This is a genomic window from Nonomuraea sp. NPDC049684 (assembly GCF_044465345.1).
In the GTDB taxonomy this organism is placed as follows: Bacteria; Actinomycetota; Actinomycetes; order Streptosporangiales; family Streptosporangiaceae; genus Nonomuraea.
Window position 1 is genome coordinate 214,928 of sequence record NZ_JBITLO010000008.1, and the last position, 16,504, is coordinate 231,431.

General features: G+C 72.1%; 16 protein-coding genes. 9 read left to right on the forward strand and 7 right to left on the reverse strand.

The genetic code is table 11. The annotated features are described in order from the left end of the window. Positions 1 to 14: 14 nt before the first annotated feature. Positions 15 to 518: a DUF2087 domain-containing protein gene (locus ACIBST_RS25610; protein ID WP_397175147.1), complete on the reverse strand. Its 504-nt coding sequence runs from the start codon at positions 516 to 518 to the stop codon at positions 15 to 17. Positions 519 to 526: 8 nt separating this feature from the next. Here ACIBST_RS25610 and ACIBST_RS25615 point away from each other — a divergent pair, with 8 nt between their 5' ends. Then, on the forward strand, positions 527 to 1,090 hold the full coding sequence (locus ACIBST_RS25615; protein ID WP_397175148.1) for a hypothetical protein: 564 nt from the start codon (positions 527 to 529) through the stop codon (positions 1,088 to 1,090). Positions 1,091 to 1,221: 131 nt separating this feature from the next. Here ACIBST_RS25615 and ACIBST_RS25620 read toward each other — a convergent pair whose 3' ends face one another. From ACIBST_RS25620 to ACIBST_RS25630, 3 genes are read right to left on the reverse strand one after another with little or no spacing between them, the layout of a single operon-like run. Next, positions 1,222 to 3,720, reverse strand: coding sequence for a DEAD/DEAH box helicase (locus tag ACIBST_RS25620; RefSeq protein ID WP_397175150.1), 2,499 nt, complete (start codon positions 3,718 to 3,720; stop codon positions 1,222 to 1,224). Positions 3,721 to 3,765: 45 nt separating this feature from the next. Next, the gene (locus ACIBST_RS25625) at positions 3,766 to 4,263 is read right to left on the reverse strand and encodes a GNAT family N-acetyltransferase (RefSeq protein ID WP_397175152.1); all 498 of its coding nucleotides are present in this window, start codon (positions 4,261 to 4,263) and stop codon (positions 3,766 to 3,768) included. Positions 4,264 to 4,299: 36 nt separating this feature from the next. After that, positions 4,300 to 5,553, reverse strand: coding sequence for an acyltransferase (locus tag ACIBST_RS25630; protein WP_397175154.1), 1,254 nt, complete (start codon positions 5,551 to 5,553; stop codon positions 4,300 to 4,302). A gap of 187 nt (positions 5,554 to 5,740) precedes the next feature. On the opposite strand from ACIBST_RS25630, the gene ACIBST_RS25635 reads away from it, so the two are divergent. Beyond that, positions 5,741 to 6,988: a sensor histidine kinase gene (locus ACIBST_RS25635; protein ID WP_397175155.1), complete on the forward strand. Its 1,248-nt coding sequence runs from the start codon at positions 5,741 to 5,743 to the stop codon at positions 6,986 to 6,988. Continuing rightward, positions 6,979 to 7,626: a response regulator transcription factor gene (locus tag ACIBST_RS25640; protein ID WP_358285518.1), complete on the forward strand. Its 648-nt coding sequence runs from the start codon at positions 6,979 to 6,981 to the stop codon at positions 7,624 to 7,626. The genes ACIBST_RS25635 and ACIBST_RS25640 overlap by 10 nt, the downstream gene beginning before the upstream one ends. A 173-nt stretch (positions 7,627 to 7,799) precedes the next feature. Here the strand turns inward: ACIBST_RS25640 and mihF are convergent, their stop codons facing one another. The 3 genes from mihF to ACIBST_RS25655 form a co-directional block, all read right to left on the reverse strand. After that, positions 7,800 to 8,105, reverse strand: a complete 306-nt coding sequence (mihF, locus tag ACIBST_RS25645) for an integration host factor, actinobacterial type (protein ID WP_043641121.1) — start codon at positions 8,103 to 8,105, stop codon at positions 7,800 to 7,802. 101 nt (positions 8,106 to 8,206) lie between these two features. Next, positions 8,207 to 8,611, reverse strand: coding sequence for a heme-binding protein (locus tag ACIBST_RS25650; RefSeq protein WP_397175157.1), 405 nt, complete (start codon positions 8,609 to 8,611; stop codon positions 8,207 to 8,209). A 107-nt stretch (positions 8,612 to 8,718) separates the two neighbouring features. Next, entirely contained in the window at positions 8,719 to 9,954 is a 1,236-nt protein-coding gene (locus ACIBST_RS25655) for an ROK family protein (protein ID WP_397175159.1), read from the reverse strand. A gap of 23 nt (positions 9,955 to 9,977) precedes the next feature. On the opposite strand from ACIBST_RS25655, the gene ACIBST_RS25660 reads away from it, so the two are divergent. The 6 genes from ACIBST_RS25660 (at position 9,978) to ACIBST_RS25685 (ending at position 16,502) form a co-directional block, all read left to right on the forward strand. Further along, the gene (locus ACIBST_RS25660) at positions 9,978 to 11,201 is read left to right on the forward strand and encodes an MFS transporter (RefSeq protein ID WP_397175161.1); all 1,224 of its coding nucleotides are present in this window, start codon (positions 9,978 to 9,980) and stop codon (positions 11,199 to 11,201) included. Between the two features lie 258 nt (positions 11,202 to 11,459). Then, positions 11,460 to 12,491 (forward strand): LacI family DNA-binding transcriptional regulator, encoded by a 1,032-nt coding sequence (locus ACIBST_RS25665; RefSeq protein WP_397175163.1) that lies wholly within the window; start codon positions 11,460 to 11,462, stop codon positions 12,489 to 12,491. After that, positions 12,488 to 13,402, forward strand: a complete 915-nt coding sequence (locus tag ACIBST_RS25670) for a carbohydrate ABC transporter permease (protein ID WP_397175165.1) — start codon at positions 12,488 to 12,490, stop codon at positions 13,400 to 13,402. The genes ACIBST_RS25665 and ACIBST_RS25670 overlap by 4 nt, the downstream gene beginning before the upstream one ends. Next, on the forward strand, positions 13,399 to 14,217 hold the full coding sequence (locus ACIBST_RS25675) for a carbohydrate ABC transporter permease (protein ID WP_352328137.1): 819 nt from the start codon (positions 13,399 to 13,401) through the stop codon (positions 14,215 to 14,217). The genes ACIBST_RS25670 and ACIBST_RS25675 overlap by 4 nt, the downstream gene beginning before the upstream one ends. A 12-nt stretch (positions 14,218 to 14,229) precedes the next feature. Continuing rightward, positions 14,230 to 15,540: an ABC transporter substrate-binding protein gene (locus ACIBST_RS25680; protein WP_397175167.1), complete on the forward strand. Its 1,311-nt coding sequence runs from the start codon at positions 14,230 to 14,232 to the stop codon at positions 15,538 to 15,540. Continuing rightward, positions 15,537 to 16,502: an ADP-ribosylglycohydrolase family protein gene (locus ACIBST_RS25685; protein WP_397175169.1), complete on the forward strand. Its 966-nt coding sequence runs from the start codon at positions 15,537 to 15,539 to the stop codon at positions 16,500 to 16,502. Before ACIBST_RS25680 ends, ACIBST_RS25685 begins: the two co-directional genes overlap by 4 nt. Positions 16,503 to 16,504: the final 2 nt, after the last annotated feature.

A 16,504-nucleotide genomic window follows, 5' to 3' on the forward strand; every position in this document is an offset into this window, starting at 1 on the left:
CCCCCCGGCCCGGCTCACACCTCGACCGGCCCGCCGCTGCGCCAGTAGACGTTGCCCTCCCTGGACAGCAGCCCCTCGTCCACCAGGTAGCGGCGCAGCGCCGCGAAGTCGTCGTGGAAGGCCCGCAGCGCCACGTTGACGTCGGTCTCGGGGTAGCGCACGCCCGGCTCGAACACCCGGGAGATGTACCGCAGCACGACCAGCCGCTTGTCGCGGCGCATGCCCATGGTGGTCAGCCGGCCGTCGACCAGGAACGTGCGCAGCACCCGCTCCTCGGCGCTCAGCTCGGCGGGGGGCTCGGCCCGCTCCCGCAGCAGCTCGCGGAAGCGCTCCGGCCGCGCCCGCCACTTGCCGTCGTCGTCGCGTTCGGCCAGACCGCCGCTGGCCAGGCGGTCGAGCGCCTTGGGGGGCAGATCGCCGGTGTCACCGAGCACCAGGGACGCGAGTGCGCGCAGGGTGTCGTCCTGGCAGAGCAGCCCGAGCACGCGTCTGAGGTCTTCGTCGCTCACCCCTACCATTTTGTCCCATGATCGCAGCACTGTTCGTCGCCGTCGGCCTGGCCATCCCGGGCAACTTCCTGCTGTACGAGAAGGCCGCCGCCAAGAAGGACCCCAACCCCGAGCACAGCTGGACGGTGTCGGGCAAGAAGAACGCCCAGCTCGTCGTGAACCCCTGCCAGAAGGCCGGGCTGGGCCAGGCCGGCCGCACGGCGGCCAGGACGATCGTCTACACCTCGGTGCCCGACTACTCCAAGTCCGAGCAGGTGATCCTCTACTCCTCGCCGGAGGCGGCCGGCAAGGCGGTCGGCGACCTCAGGGCGGCCGTACGGGCCTGCGGCACCAAGGCGTACCGGTACGCCGCGGCCAAGATCGCGCTCGGCGACGAGGGCCTGCTGGTCACCGGCCAGGCCTACGACCACGGCAAGCCAGCCGTCGGCGGCGAGCGGGCCGTCGTGACCCGCCGCGCCAACGCCCTGATCGTCTACACGGCCGGCGGCGAGTGGGGCAAGCCCGCCAAGGCCGACTTCAGCCGGCAGCGCAAGGACGCGGGCGCGATGCTCGCCAAGATCTGCACGCTGGCGGAGTGCTGAATGTCTCGATCTTGAGACGTCGCCATGACCGGACGCCGAACTTCGCCGTCCGACAATGAAGCGACAAGCCGGTGCCGGAACGCCCTTGCCAGTCCGTTCCGGCACACGGCTTGTTCTCTTTCCGCAGCCGCTCAGAGCCGGTTGAGGCCGAGGACGTGCAGCACGGCCCGGCCCTCCTCGTCGGAGGCGGTCAGGTCGACCTGGGCGTCGATGCCCCAGTCGCCGTCGCCGGCCGGGTCCTTGATCGTCTGGCGCACCCGCCACAGGCCGCTCTCCTCCTCGATCCGCAGCAGCGCGGGCCCGCGCGCGTCGGCGTCGGTGAAGATCTCCTCGTGGTCGGCGTAGTACGCGTCGAGCGCCGCGCCCCAGTCGACGTCGGGGGCCAGCTCCTCCAGCTCGTCCTCCTTCTCGATGGCGCACAGCTCGACCAGCCGGAACATGGCGTTGCGCACCAGCACCCGGAAGGCCCGCGGGTTGGCCGTGACCGGCCGCACCTTGGTCTCCAGCTGCTGCTGGCGCTCCAACGCCTCCTCGGGGTTGGTCAGCTTCTCCCACTCGTCGATCAGCGAGGAGTCGACCTGCCGGACCAGCTCGCCCAGCCACTCGATGAGATCGACCAGGTCCTCGGTCTTCAGGTGCTCGGGGACCGTGCGCGACAGCGTGCGGTAGGCGTCGGCCAGGTAGCGCAGCACCGTGCCCTCGGAGCGGGCCAGCTCGTAGAACTGGATGTACTCGCCGAACGTCATCGCGCGCTCGAACATGTCGCGCACCACCGACTTCGGGCTGACCGTGTAGTCGCCGACCCACGGGTGGCCGCGCCGGTAGGTCTCGTACGCCCCGAGCAGCAGGTCGTCGAGCGGCATCGGGTACATGACCTCGGCGAGCGCCTCCATGCGCTCCTCGTACTCCATGCCGTCGGCCTTCATCTGGGCGACCGCCTCGCCGCGCGCCTTCTTCAGCTGCGCCGACAGGATCTGGCGGGGGTCGTCGAGGATGGACTCGACGATCGAGACCATGTCGAGGGCGTACGAGGGCGACTCGCGGTCGAGCAGGTCGAAGGCGGCCAGCGCGAACGTGGACAGCGCCTGGTTGAGCGCGAAGTCCTCCTGCAGCTCGATCGTCAGCCGGGCCCGCCGGCCCTGCTCGTCGGGCTCGGCGAACTGCTCGACGATGCCGCCGGCCAGCAGCGACCGGTAGATGGCGATGGCCTGGCTGATGTGCCGCCGCTGCCATTTGCGGTCTTCGTGGTTGTCGGTGAGCAGGTGTCGCATCGCCTGGAAGCAGTCGCCCGGCCGGTTGATCACGGCCAGCAGCATCGCGTTGCTCACCTTGAAGCGGGAGTTGAGCGGCTCGGGCTCGGCCTGCTGCAACTTCTCGAACGTCTCCTCGCTCCAGCCGACGAACCCCTCCGGCGGCTTCTTGCGCGCGTAGCCGCGCCGCCGCTTGGGATCGTCGCCGATCTTGGCCAGCGCCTTGGCGTTCTCGATGTCGTGCTCGGGGGCCTGGCAGGCGACGTAGCCGATGGTGTCGAACCCGGCGCGGCCGGCCCGCCCGGCGATCTGGTGGAACTCGCGGGCGCGCAACCGGCGGACCTTGTTGCCGTCGTACTTGGACAGGGCGGTGAACAGGACCGTGCGGATGGGCACGTTGACGCCGACGCCGAGCGTGTCGGTGCCGCAGATGACCTTCAGCAGCCCGGCCTGGGCCAGCCGCTCCACCAGCCGCCGGTATTTGGGCAGCATGCCGGCGTGGTGGACGCCGATGCCGTGCTTGACCAGCCGCGACAGCGCCCGGCCGAACCGGGTGGTGAACCGGAAGCCGCCGATCATCGCGGCGATGGCCTCCTTCTCGGCCTTGGTCGCCATGTTGATCGACATCAGCGCCTGGGCCCGCTCCATGGCCGCGGCCTGCGTGAAGTGCACGACGTAGACGGGGGCCTGCCCGGTGGTGAGCATCTCCTCCAGCGTCTCGTGCAGCGGCGTCATCCGGTAGGAGTACACCAGCGGCACCGGCCGCTCGGCGTGCTTGACCACCGCCGTGGGCCGCCCGGTGCGCCTGGTCAGGTCGCGCTCGAACATCGACACGTCGCCGAGCGTGGCCGACATCAGCACGAACTGCACGTTGGGCAGCTCCAGCAGCGGCACCTGCCAGGCCCACCCGCGGTCGGGCTCGGCGTAGAAGTGGAACTCGTCCATCACGACCTGGCCGATGTCGGCCGCCGCGCCGTCGCGCAGCGCCACGTTGGCCAGGATCTCGGCCGTGCAGCAGATGATGGGCGCGCCCGGGTTGACGCTGGCGTCGCCGGTCATCATGCCGACGTTGGCGGTGCCGAAGACGGCGCACAGGTCGAAGAACTTCTCCGACACCAGCGCCTTGATCGGCGCGGTGTAGAACGTGCGGACGTCTCTGGTCAGCGCGGCGAAGTGGGCCCCGGCGGCGACCAGCGACTTGCCCGAGCCCGTCGGCGTGGCGAGGATCAGGTTGCTGCCGGAGACGACCTCGATGAGGGCCTCCTCCTGGGCGGGATAGAGCGTGAGCCCCCGTTCGGCGTTCCAGGCGACGAACGCGTCGAATATGACGTCGGGGTCGGCGTCGATGTCTTCCGGCAGGCGGTCAACGAGAAGGCTCACGTATCTATCCTGCCGAAGTTTGCCGGGTGGTCGAACCCGCCGCCCCTACCGGAGGTCGAGTTGCAGCAGCACGGTGTCGATCCAGCGGCCGTGCTTGAACCCCACGTTGCTCAGCCGTCCCGCCTCCTGGAACCCGAAGGCGGCGTGCAGCCGCAGCGAGGCGGGGTCGCCGCCGTCGGCGATCACCGCGATCAGCGAACGGGCGTCGGTCGCCGACGCCCGCCGGATCAGCTCGCCCAGCAGCAGCCGGCCGAGCCCGCGGCCGGTGGCGCCGGGCGCCAGGTAGATCGAGTCCTCCAGGCTGTGCCGGTAGGCGGGCTTGGGCCGGTACTGGCTGAGGTAGGCGTAGCCGGTGACCGCGCCGTCGTCCTCGGCCACCAGGAACGGCAGCCCCGCCGCCGCGAGCGCCGCCGTTTTGGCCCGCCACTCGCCGGCCCCCGGCGGCGTCTCGTCGAACGTGGCCACGCCGCCGGTCACGTAATGGGCGTAGATGGCGGTCACGGCGGGCACGTCGGCCTCGGTCAGTTCGCGGATCGTCGTCATGCCGCCCGATTGTGGCCGGGACGCGTTTCGCCGATGTTACGCGCGGGCCTTCGGCGCGGTCAGCAGCAGGCCGCCGAGCACCGCGAGCACCGCCAGGAACGGCCCGCCGCCCGGCACGAAGCCGCCCACGGTCAGCGTCAGGATCCCGGCCCCGACCAGCCCCGCGGCCACCAGCATGACCCCGCGGCCGGCGGTCCCGTACGGCAGCGACGGCGGCGTCTCGAACCTCGCGAACGCCCGCACCAGCCCCCACATGACCAGGCACAGCATCCCGAACCACACCGGCCATCCGGCGAACCAGAACAGGCTGCCCGGCTCCGGCGTCTCCACGCCCAGCAGGACCACGACCACGCCGGTCACGGCGAACAGCGCGGGCATGTGCCACAGGTAGACCGTCATGATCCGCGGGCCGGCCCAGTCCAGGACGCCGCGCAGGGGCAGCCGGACCAGCCAGGGGCGCAGCAGCACGGCCAGGCCGATCTGGCCGACGCCGACGGCCATGATCGCCAGCGTGGGCGGGGCCATGTTGGACACCTCGGCGCCGGGCAGGCCGATCATGCTGCCGGGGTAGGGGCCGAACCCGACCAGCAGCGCCGCCACGCCGAACCCGCCGGCCGCCAGCAACGCCGGCAGCCGCACCCGGCCCTCGGCGTAGAAGAAGCCGATCTGGTGGACGGCCAGCCACACGAAGACGATGTTCACGTAACCGGCCGCCTCCAGGCCGGTCGAGAAGCGCACGACGTCCGTCATGACCGCCCCGGCCGCCAGCGCGACGGGGACCAGCACGCCGAACCTGCGGTGCAGGCGCAGCGCGTACGGCGTGACCGTGACCGCGACCAGGTACACGGCCAGGAACCACAGCAACTGCCCGGTCAGCTTGGCGCCCACCGCCAGCGGCTGCTCCGGCACCCCCAGCGTGAGCAGCACGTGGGGCAGCGGGATCCACACCGCCGCCAGCGGCAGCAACGGCCAGGCCAGCCTGCGCAAGCGCGCGGCCAGCCACTCCTGGTCGCTCTTGGCCGACCGGCCGCGGCTGATCGCGTTGGCCGCCCCGCCGGCGAAGAACACCAGCGGCATGACCTGGCTGAGCCACGTCACCACCCACACCCCCGGCGTGGACAGCGCGTTGCCCGTGGTCAGCCGGCCGCCCTCGTAGGACAGGACGGGGATCGTCCAGTGCTGGAGCACGATGAGCGCCATGCCGAGCACGCGCAGCAGGTCGATGAACGGGTCCCTGGCCGTCGCGCGCGGCGCCCGTACCGGCGCGGGACGATCGAGCAGGACGGTCATGGGGGAGCCTCGTTTCGAGCGGGAGAGCGGATGACTCAAGGCTTCCGTCCCGGACGCGCGGGCACATTGCCGCGGACCTCCGTCTTCAGGTCAAGATCACACCACCAAGGGGGGTAGGGCCAGCCCTACCCCCGGACGCCTGCTCACCGGCTCGTACCGCTGCGCCGGGGGACTTAGCCTTCATGGCATGCGCTCCCTGATGAGGCGTGTCCTTCTCGACACCCGCTACACGCTGGTCGGTTTCCCGACGGCCGTCATCGGCTTCGTCACCATGGTCGCCGGTTTCGCCGCGGGCGTGGGCACCGCGGTCGTGTGGATCGGCGTGCCGCTGCTGGCCGGCACGCTCCTGGTCGCGAGGGGCTTCGCCGACGCCGAGCGCGGCTGGCTCTCCGACGTGCTCAAGCGCCCGCCGGTGCGGCCGCGCTACCGTCCGGCGCCCGAGGGGGCGGGCCGCTTCCGCCGCGTCGTCAACCCGCTGACCAACGGCCAGTCGTGGCTCGACCTGCTGCACGGCATCCTGAACTTCCCGTTCGCCGTCCTGGCGTTCGTGCTGACCGTGGTGTTCTGGGCGATCCCGATCCTCGGGCTGACCTACCCGCTCTACGGCCTGATCACCTCGCGCATCCCCGGCAACGCGGAGCTGCCCGAGCTGCTCGGGCTGGGCTCCGGCTACCTGGTGAACACGATCTTCTACGTCTCGCTCGGCCTGGTCTTCACCTTCGTCATGCCGTTCATGGTGCGCGGGGCCGCGCTGGTCAGGGCCGGGCTCGGCCGGGCGCTGCTGACCGGCGTCGCCGAGTTGCAGGAGCGCATCGACGACCTGGCCGAGGGCCGGGCGGCGGCCGTGTCGGCCGAGGCCAACGCGCTGCGCAAGCTGGAGCGCGACATCCACGACGGCCCGCAGCAGCGCCTGGTCTCCCTGGCCATGGAGCTGTCCAGGGCGCAGCGGCAGCTCGCCAAGGACCCCGAGGCCGCCTCGGCCACCATCAGCTCGGCGATCAGCGCCACCCGCGAGACGCTCGACGAGCTGCGGGCCCTGTCGCGCGGCATCGCGCCGCCCATCCTGTCCGACCGCGGCCTCGCGCCCGCGCTGGCCGCCCTCGCCGGCCGCTGCACCGTGCCGGTCGACCTCGACGTGCAGATCGTGGGCCGCTTCCAGGCGGCGACCGAGAACGCGATCTACTTCGTCTGCGCGGAGACCCTGACCAACGTGGCCAAACACAGCCGCGCGACCATCTGCACGGTCCAGCTCCTCCGCATCGGTGACGTCCTCATGCTCACGATCGGGGATGATGGTGTCGGCGGCGCACACGTCGCCAAGGGACACGGCCTGGCCGGTCTGGCCGACCGGCTCCGGGCCGTCGACGGGGAGCTCACCGTCAGGTCGCCGGACGGCGGGCCGACGGTGATCGTGGCGGAGGTGCCGTGCGCGTAGTCGTGGCCGATGACGCGGTCCTGATCAGGGAGGGCCTGGTCAGGCTGCTGGAGGAGTTCGGCTGCGAGGTGGTCGCCACCGTGGGGGACGGCGACGCCCTCGTGGAGGCGATCGTCGAGCACAGGCCCGACGTGTCGGTGGTCGACGTGCGCATGCCGCCGTCGTTCACCGACGAGGGGCTGCGGGCGGCGGTCGAGGCCCGGCGCCGGGTGTCCGGCGCCCCGGTGCTCATCCTGTCGCAGTACGTCGAGGTCTCCTACGCCGACGACCTGCTCGCCGACGCCCGTGGCGCGGTGGGCTACCTGCTGAAGGACCGGGTCGTCGACGTCGACGAGTTCCTGGAGGGCCTGCGGCGGGTGGCGGCGGGAGGCACCGTCTTCGATCCGCAGGTGGTGTCCCAGTTGATGGTCCGCAGACGCAAGGACGACCCGCTGGCGCAGCTCACGCCGCGCGAGCGCGAGGTGCTCGGGCTGATGGCCGAGGGCAAGTCCAACCCGGCCATCGGGCGGCAGCTCGTCATCAGCGACGGCGCCGTGGAGAAGCACATCAGGAGCATCTTCAACAAGCTGGGCCTCTACGCCGACGACAGCGACCAGCATCGCCGCGTGCTCGCCGTGCTGGCCTACCTGCGGTCCTGACCTCCCCCTAAGATCGACCGCCCTGAGGCCGACATCCCTGAGATCGACCGCCTGAGGTTGACCCCTCGGCCGGGCCCGCCGTGGAGCGTGCGCCGCTCTCCGGCCCCTCCTGGCCCTACGAGGGGTCGCCGGCCGGTCCGCGCGACGTGGCGCGCGGACCCGGCCGCCCGGTCCTAGCCGAGCGCGTCGACCAGCTTCTTGCGCTGCTGGGCGCCCAGGCCGCCGAGACGGCGCTTCTCGTCGACGCCGGCCTCCTCCATCAGCGCGGTGGCCTTGGCCGGGCCGACGCCCTTGACGGCGCGCAGGGCCTGGGACACCTTGATCTTCTTGGCGATGTCGTCGTCGCGCTCCAGGAGCTGGGCGAAGGTCAGCTCGCCCGCCTTGACCTTGGCGAGCAGAGCCGTGCGGGCCGCGCGGGCCTCGGCCGCCTTCGCCAGAGCCGCCTGACGCTGCTCGGGGGTGAGAGTGGGAAGTGCCATCTCGTTCTCTCCTCGGGGAGTTGGGTTCGGGAAACTGTTTCCCGTGGTGCAGTGGCTAATCATGGCGGATACCAGCGGTTCGTGTTGCGGAAAGCGCCCGCTCAACGAGTCCGCCACACCAGGGCGGCCGCTTCGGCGCACGCCACGTCCTGGCTGATCGTGCCGCCGCTGACCCCCACGCCGCCGGCCACCCGTTCCCCTTCGCCGTTGTCCGCCCAGAGGGGGATGCCACCCCCGAGACAGACGAATCGCTCACCCGTCAGACCGAAGAGCTCCCCGCCCGGCGCCACCAGCCGAGCGAGGTCCGCGGTGGCCGTGCGGAGGGCCACCGCGGTGTACGCCTTGCCCGGCGCGAGCACCGGCCCGGCGATCTCCGCACCCGCCATACGCTGGAAAGACACCAGATGTCCGCCCGCGTCCACGACCGCCACCGAGACCAGCGCGCCCTCCCGGACGGCCTGCTTCAGAGCGGCCTCGGTCATGCGGAGCGCGAGTTCGAGATCCACGCGTTCCCACCCCCGTCGATGATCTTGAGCGCGCCGGGCCCTTCCATCCGTACAGCGCCGGGGGAGGGGGGCGCAAGATCGCCTGGTCGGGCTCGTGCCGCCGGAAGTTATTGCAAGATTTTCCTCTTCAGGGTGGAATGCGTCACATTTCGTGATCCGGGCGTGTCGGCGCCCTGGTCGGGGCCCCTTTCGCGCCATCTCTCCAGCCCTTCGGGGGTCAGGAAGGCGTCGAACACCGACTCCATGGCCCCCAGCAGGGCGGCCCGCCAGCCCAGCGCGGCGGCCTCGATCCGGGGCGGGCGTTCCCGCCTGATGGCCATCAGCGCGGGCCGGCAGGAGTCCGTCAGGGCCTCGCCCGCGCGCTCCAGCAGCGCGACGCCGTGCCCGGAGAGCGTGACGACCTCGGGGTCGTGCGCGTTGACCAGGGCGGCGATGCCCCGGCCGAGCGCGCGGGCCCCGGCCTCGACCGCCTCCGGGCTGCCGGCCAGCACCTCCTCCGCCTGCGCGCGGCCCCGTCCGCCGCCGTGGGCCAGGCCCACGTGGCGCAGCAGCGCGTTCGCGCCCACCTCCTGGCCCCAGCAGCCGGTCGCGCCGCACGCGCACGGCCGGTCGCCGCCGCCCAGCGGCATGTGGCCGAACTCGGCGCCGGGGCCGCTCGCGCCGTCCAGCGGCCGGCCGTCCACGACGAGGACGCCGCCGAGGTCGAAGTCCACGTGCAGGTGCAGGCCCACCCGGACGCCGCGCAGCCGTCCGCGCCGGGCCTCGGCCAGGGCGGCCAGGCCCGTGTCGTTGCCCACCAGGACCGGGCCGGGGCCGGCCGGCCGCCACGCCAGGCCCAGCAGCCGGGGCACGTCCACCGAGCGCCAGCCCAGGTGGGCGATGTCCACCAGCCCGTCGTGCCGGACCGGGCCGGCCAGGGCCACGCCGAGGCCGACCACCCGGCGCGACAGGTGGTCGGCCACCGCCTGGCCGAGCGAGGCCAGGGCGCCCTCCGGGGTGCCGTCGTGCGGCTGGACCTCCAGCACGCTCACCCGTCCGCCCAGCTCGCACGCCGCCAGTTCCCAGACGTCCTCGCGCACGTCGGCGGCCAGGGCCAGCGGGCCGAGCGGGTGGGGGCCGGGCACCTGGGTGGGCCGTCCCCTGGTATGCCCGGCCGCGGGCTCCTCGTGCAGCAGGGCGTCCTCGGCCAGGCCGGCGACCAGCACCGACGCCGTGCCCCTGGCCAGGTTGAGATCGCGGGTGAGCTGCGACCTGGTACGGGTCGCCGCGCAGTCGTGCACCGCGCGCAGCAGGCGGACCCGGTTGTGCGCGCGCAGTTCGCCGCTCGTCGTAGCACTTTTCACAACCCACAGCTTATGCTCTAGGCGTGAACAAAAGCCTCATTGATGCCAGACGGGCACGTGTCGGAGTCTTCGGCCTCTTCTCTCTCAGCGGATTCGTGATGGGCCTGTGGGCGGCCGGCCTGCCCTCGTTGAACGACCGCCTCGGACTCGGCGCCGCCAGGCTGGGCACCGTCCTGTTGCTGATCTCCGGCGGCGCGCTGGTGTCGATGCTGGTGGCCGGGCGGCTGGTGGACAGGTGGTCGAGCCGGCGGGTGTCCTGGATCGGCGGGCCGCTGTCGGCCGTGCTGCTCCTCGGGCCCGCGCTGGCCCCCTCCTACGGGCCGCTGATGGCGCTCGCGCTGGCGTTCGGGATGGGGCTGGGGGTGGTCGAGGTCGCCATCAACGCCCACTCCGTCGAGGTCGAGCGGGTCTACGGGCGGCCCGTCATCTCGGCCTTCCACGGCACGTGGAGCCTGGGCGGGGCGGCCGGTGGCGTGCTGACGTCCCTGGCGCTGCGGGCGTCGGTCGACCCGCAGGCTCTGCTGGTGACGGGGGCGGTCGTCGTCCCGTTCCTGTACCTGCTGGCCTGCCGCCTGCTGCTGCCCGACGCCGCCCGGCAGGCCGGCGAGGAGGCCGGCGGCGAGGGCGGCGGCACGCTGAAGTGGGCGCTGATCGCGCTGCTCGGGGTGGCGGCCTTCGCCGGGCACCTGAGCGAGGGCGCGGCCATCGACTGGGCCGCCCTGCACGCCCGCTGGGTGCTGCACACCGACCCGGCCGACGCGCCGCTGGCCTACACGATCTTCTCGGTCGCGATGACGACCGTCCGCCTGCTCGGCGACCCGATCAGGGCCCGGCTGGGGTCGGTGCGCACGATCCAGCTCGCGGGCGGCTTCGCCACCCTCGGGTACGTCTTGGTGCTCGCCGCCCCGGCGCTCGGCGGGCCGCTGCGCGTGGTGTGCGCGTGGACCGGCTGGGCGCTGGCGGGCGTGGGGCTGGCCACCGTCGTGCCGGTGCTGTTCAGCGCGGTCGGCGCGGCGGGCGGCCCGGTGGGGCGCGCCCTGGCCATGGTGACGGCCTTCGGCTACAGCGGGCTGCTGCTCGGCCCGGCGGTCCTCGGGTACGTGGCCGAGGCCACGGAGTCGCTGCCGGTCGCCCTGATCATCCCGGCCGTCCTGGCCGCCGTCGTCGCGCTCAGCGGCGCCCCGGGGATCCGCCTGCTCACCCGGCAGTCGCCGCCCGCCCCCGTGCCCGCCGAACGTCCCGCGTAGCCGCCGGGCGTTCCGTGCGGCCGGGGCGCGCAGGCGGCCCGCGGACCCCCGGGAGCCGTCCGCGGCCTGAGGTGTCCTGACGCGCCCGCTTCCCCGAGTCCGGGGGAGCGGGCGCTCCCTTTTCCCGGGTATGCCCGCTGACCTGGCGTTATGGGATCGTGACTTGACCCTGAAGTGAGGGCCCGGTTTCATGTGCGAAACACGGTAAACGTTTACAGACACTTTCCCGTAAACGTTTACGTTCTTGGAAGGACAGCCTTGGCCGACGGACCCACGATCACCACGATCGCCGAGCGCGCCGGTGTCTCGATCGCCTCCGTCTCGCGGGTCCTCAACGGCCTGCCGACCAGGCAGGAGACCGTGCGCAAGGTGATGGCCGCCGCCGACGAGCTGGGCTACGTGCGCAACGCCGTGGCCAGGTCGCTCAAGTCCCGGCGCACCCACCAGGTCGCCTTCGCCATGGCCGACGTCGGCAACCCCGCCTACCTGGCGATGCTGCGCCAGATCCAGCCCGTGCTCAAGGCGGCCGGCTACCGGCTCGTCCTGCACTCGACCGACGCCGTCGTGGCCGACGAGATCGACGTGCTGCACAGCCTGGGCGAGCGGTACGTGGACGGGCTGATCATGAGCCCGCTCCGGGTCACCGACGCCCACCTGGAGATGCTGGCCTCGGCCAGGGCGCCCGTCGTGATCATCGGCACCGTGCCGGAGGGCACGCCGGTGGACAACGTACGGGCCGACTCGCGCACCGGCGTCAAGCTCGCCGTCGACCACCTGCACGCGCTCGGCCGCCGGCGCATCGCGCTGGTCAACGGCCCGCCCGACACCTGGCCCGGCGCCTCGCGCGGCGCGGCCTACCGCGAGGCGCTGGAGCAGCTCGGCCTGCCCTACGACGAGGACCTGGTCCAGATCGGCGACTTCTACCGCGCGCAAGGGGGCCGCGCGGTGGCCGAGCTGCTGGACCGGGCGCCCGACGTCGACGCGCTGATGTGCGCCAACGACCTGATCGCGCTCGGCGCCCTCGACGTGCTGCGCGCCGCCGGCCGCCGGGTGCCCGAGGACGTGGCCGTGGTCGGCATGGACGACACCGACCTGGCCGCCGCGTCCTGGCCGTCGCTGTCGAGCGTCTCGCTCGGCTCGGCCGAACGCGGCAAGGCCGCCGCCGAGCTGCTGCTCGACCGGCTGAACGGCGACGACGCCGCGCCGCGCGTGATCACCGTTCCGCCGCGCCTGGTGGTGCGGGCCTCGACGGCGGGCGAGACCTACGGACATGAGGGAGGCAGGACGTGACCGCGACCGTGACCACGGCGGCACCGCCCCGGCGCCCGCCTTCCCGGCGGCGTCCCAAGTCGCGCGGGAACCGCGAGATGTGGCTGCTCATGCTGCCCGCGCTGGTGCCCGTCGCGCTGTTCAGCGTCGGCCCGCTCCTGTACGGCATCGGCCTGGCCTTCACCGACGCCCGCAACACGCGCGTCCACGAGACCAGCTTCGTCGGCCTGGAGAACTTCGGCCGGCTGCTCACCGACGACGACTTCTGGGCCTCCTTCCGGATCGGCGCGATCTGGTCGGTCTCGGTGACCGTGCTGCAGTTCCTGGCCGCGCTCGGCCTGGCCGTGCTGCTCAACCAGAACCTGCGCTTCAGGACCCTGGCCCGGGTGCTCGCCGTGGTGCCGTGGGCGATGCCGCCGGTGGTCATCGGCCTGATGTGGAAGCTCGTCTACCACCCCGACGCGGGCATCCTGAACAGCCTGCTCGGCACGCACGTCAACTGGCTGGCCGACTTCTCGCTCGCGCTGCCCGCGATCATCGTGGTGGGCGTCTGGACCGGCATGCCGCAGACCACCGTGGTCCTGCTCGCCGGGCTCCAGGGCATCCCGAGGGAGCTGTACGAGGCCGGCGAGGTCGACGGCGCGGGCCGCTGGCGGCGGTTCTGGAGCATCACGCTCCCGCAGCTGCGGCCGGTGATCGTGTCGATCACCTCGCTCGACTTCGTGTGGAACATCAACCAGTTCGGCCTGGTCTACGTGCTCACCCAGGGCGGGCCCGGCGGCCAGACCCGGCTGCCGATGCTGTTCGCCTACGAGGAGGCGTTCCGCTACCGGATGGCCGGTTACGCCTCGATGCTCGGCCTGGCCATGGCGATCGTCGTGCTCGCGGTGCTCGGCCTGTACCTGTGGCGCCAGATGAGGGAGACCCGATGAGACGCGCCCCGCAGTACCTCGCGCTGGTCGCCTACATCGTCTTCCTGGCCTTCCCGCTGTTCTGGCTGCTGTCGACGGCGCTGAAGACGCCCCAGGAGATGGCCCTGGCCGACCCGACGTGGATCCCGCGCGAGCCGACCCTGTCCAACTTCTCCGACGCCTTCGGCGAGCAGGACCTGATCGGCGCGGCCGGCCGCAGCCTGGTCGTGGCGCTGTTCAGCAGCGTGATCACCGTGCTGATCTCGCTGCCGGCCTCGTACGCCATGGCCCGCTACCGCAGCCTGCTCAACAAGGTCGCGATCGGGTGGGTGCTGGTCAGCCAGGTCTTCCCGTTCATCCTGATCATCATCCCGCTCTTCATGATCCTGCGGGATCTGGAGCTGGTGAACACCCTGCCGGGGCTCGTCGTCGTGCACGTGACGTTCACGCTGCCGTTCGCGCTGTGGATGCTCCAGGGTTACGTGCGGGCCGTGCCGCGCGAGCTGGAGGAGGCCGCGGCCGTCGACGGCGCGACGCGGCTGCGCTCGATCGCCAGCGTGGTGGCGCCGCTGCTCGCGCCCGGCGTGGTGGCCACGCTGCTGTTCTCTTTCATCTCGTCGTGGAACGAGTTCCTGTTCGCGCTCGTGATCCTCCAGGACCCCGACGTGATGACACTCCCGCTCACGCTGGTGCGGTTCACCGGCCCCGAGGGGGTGGCCAGGCTCGGCCCGCTGGCCGCGGCGTCGCTCATGGCGACGATCCCGAGCCTGATCTTCTTCGCAATCATTCAGCGGCGACTGAAGTCCGGCCTGATGGCCGGCGCCGTGAAGGGCTAGTAGGAGGCTCATATGCGAATCAAGTCCGCACTGGCGGCGGCGGCCGTCCTCACGTTCGCCGCCGCGTGTGGCGGCAGCGGAGGAGGGGGCGGTGGAGAGGCCGCCTCGTCCGGCGAGCCGGTGAAGCTCAACTTCCTCAGCCTGGCCTGGCAGAAGGAGTCCGTCGCGGCCAACAAGCAGATCGTCGACGAGTGGAACAAGGCCAACCCCAAGACCCAGGTCACCTACGTGCAGGGCAGCTGGGACAACGTCAACGACCAGCTCGTCACCCAGTTCGCCGGCGGCACCGCGCCCGACGTGATCCACAACGACTCGCCGGCGCTGGCCGGGTTCGCCTCCGACGGCTACCTGCTCGACCTGACGAGCAAGCTGCCCGCCGACCTCAAGGGCGACATCCCGCAGTCCGCCTGGGACACCGTCACCTTCAACGGCGGCAAGGGCGAGCAGGGGATCTACGGCGTGCCGTTCCTGCAGGAGTCGCAGGTCATCATCGCCAACAAGAAGCTCCTGGACGCCTCCAAGGTGCGCGTCCCCACCGCGGACAACCCGTGGACCTGGGACGAGTTCTCCGAGGCCGCCAAGAAGATGACCAAGGGCGGCACGTTCGGCGTGGCCTGGCCGATGAAGTCGCCGGTCAACAAGACGCTCAACCTGGCGCTCAACTTCGGCGGCACGTTCTTCCAGACCGCCGACGGCAAGACCACGGTCAAGGTCGGGCCGGAGGAGCGCGAGGTGCTCCAGCGCATCCACGACCAGCTCTACAAGGACAAGTCCGCCGACCCGGCCGCGCTCGGCCAGGGCACCGCCGACCCGCTGCCCGCCTTCTACAAGGGCAAGTTCGCGCTGCTGCCGGCCGGCGTCTACCTGCGCCAGCAGGTCGCCGAGCAGGCCCCGGACGACTTCGACTGGGTGACGCTGCCCGCGCCGAAGGGCACCAGCGCCCAGCAGGGCGCGGTCTCGCAGACGCTGTCGATCGCCCAGGACAGCAAGCACCCGGACGAGGCCATGAAGTTCATCTCGTTCTTCCTCAACGGCGCCAACCAGGCCAAGCTCGCCAAGGGCGACTGGCTGCTGCCGACCTCGCAGACGGCCGCCGCCGACCCGGCGATGACCACCCGGGACAACGGCTGGGACGTCGCCACCGCCTCCGCCAAGAACCTGGTCGTGGCCCCGTTCCTGAAGGTGAACGGCTTCGACGAGTGGAAGAGCAAGGTCGCCACGCCCGTCCTGCAGGAGTACTTCGCCAATAAGATCACCATCGACGACGCGGCCAAGCGGCTCGTCGAGGACGGCAACCAGGTCTTGGAGCGGTACCAGCAGTGACTCATCGCCTGAGGGCCCGGGGGTGTCTGCTCGGCCTGGCGGCCGGCGACGCCCTCGGCGCCCCCGCCGAGAACCTGTCGCCGTCGGAGATCCGGCGGCGGTGGGGCCGGCTCACCGAGATCGAGGGCGGCGGCACCGACGACACCGAGTACGCCATCTTCGCCGCCTCGCTGCTCGTCCGGCACGGGCACGCCCTGACCGCGGCCGACGTCGCGCGGGCGTACCGGCAGGAGATCATCCCGTCGGTGACCGGGCCGATGCGCGGCGCCGGCTTCTCCGAGCTGGGCACCATCGAAGCGCTCCGCCGGGGGCTGGAGCCGCCGCTGACCGGACGCGTCCACCAGCACGGCTGGTCCGACGGGCTGGCCATGCGGGCGGCGCCGTACGGGATCTTCTGCCCCGGAGACCCGGCCGAGGCCGCCCGCCTGATCGAGCAGGACGGGCTGGTCAGCGGGTCGGGCGAGGGCATACTCGGCGGCCGCGCGGTCGCCGGGGCCGTGGCCGCCGCCATGGCGGGCGGCACGCCCGCCGAGACCGTGGCGGCCGCGCTGTCGGTGGTCCCCGCCGACTCCTGGACGGCCCGCGCGATCGTCAGGGCCCGCGACGTGCTCGCCACGGGCGCGGACGACGAACTGGCCCTGATCGAGGCGCTGCACGAGGCCGTCGTGGTCCGGCACTACCCCTGGACCGACCTCGCGCCCGAGGCCGTCGCGCTGGCGCTGGGCGCCGTCCTGGCGGGCGGCGGCGAGGTGGAGGCCACGGTGACGTTCGGGGTCAGCCTGGGCCGGGACGCCGACACGATCGGCGCCATCGCCGGCGCGGTCGCCGGCGCCGTCCAGGGAGAGCAGGGCGTGCCCGGACGATGGGCCGCCCGGATCGGCCCGGTGAGCGGAAAATGCCTGCCCGTCGTGGCCGGAAGACACGTGCTGGACGTCGCCGACGAACTGGCGGAAGGACTGTAGAT

Coding starts and splice junctions, on each gene's coding strand:
- ACIBST_RS25610 (WP_397175147.1), bottom strand. CDS start 518: ATGGTAGGGGTGAGCGACGAAGACCTCAGACGCGTGCTCGGGCTGCTC.
- ACIBST_RS25615 (WP_397175148.1), top strand. CDS start 527: ATGATCGCAGCACTGTTCGTCGCCGTCGGCCTGGCCATCCCGGGCAAC.
- ACIBST_RS25625 (WP_397175152.1), bottom strand. CDS start 4,263: ATGACGACGATCCGCGAACTGACCGAGGCCGACGTGCCCGCCGTGACC.
- ACIBST_RS25630 (WP_397175154.1), bottom strand. CDS start 5,553: ATGACCGTCCTGCTCGATCGTCCCGCGCCGGTACGGGCGCCGCGCGCG.
- ACIBST_RS25635 (WP_397175155.1), top strand. CDS start 5,741: ATGCGCTCCCTGATGAGGCGTGTCCTTCTCGACACCCGCTACACGCTG.
- mihF (WP_043641121.1), bottom strand. CDS start 8,105: ATGGCACTTCCCACTCTCACCCCCGAGCAGCGTCAGGCGGCTCTGGCG.
- ACIBST_RS25675 (WP_352328137.1), top strand. CDS start 13,399: ATGAGACGCGCCCCGCAGTACCTCGCGCTGGTCGCCTACATCGTCTTC.
- ACIBST_RS25680 (WP_397175167.1), top strand. CDS start 14,230: ATGCGAATCAAGTCCGCACTGGCGGCGGCGGCCGTCCTCACGTTCGCC.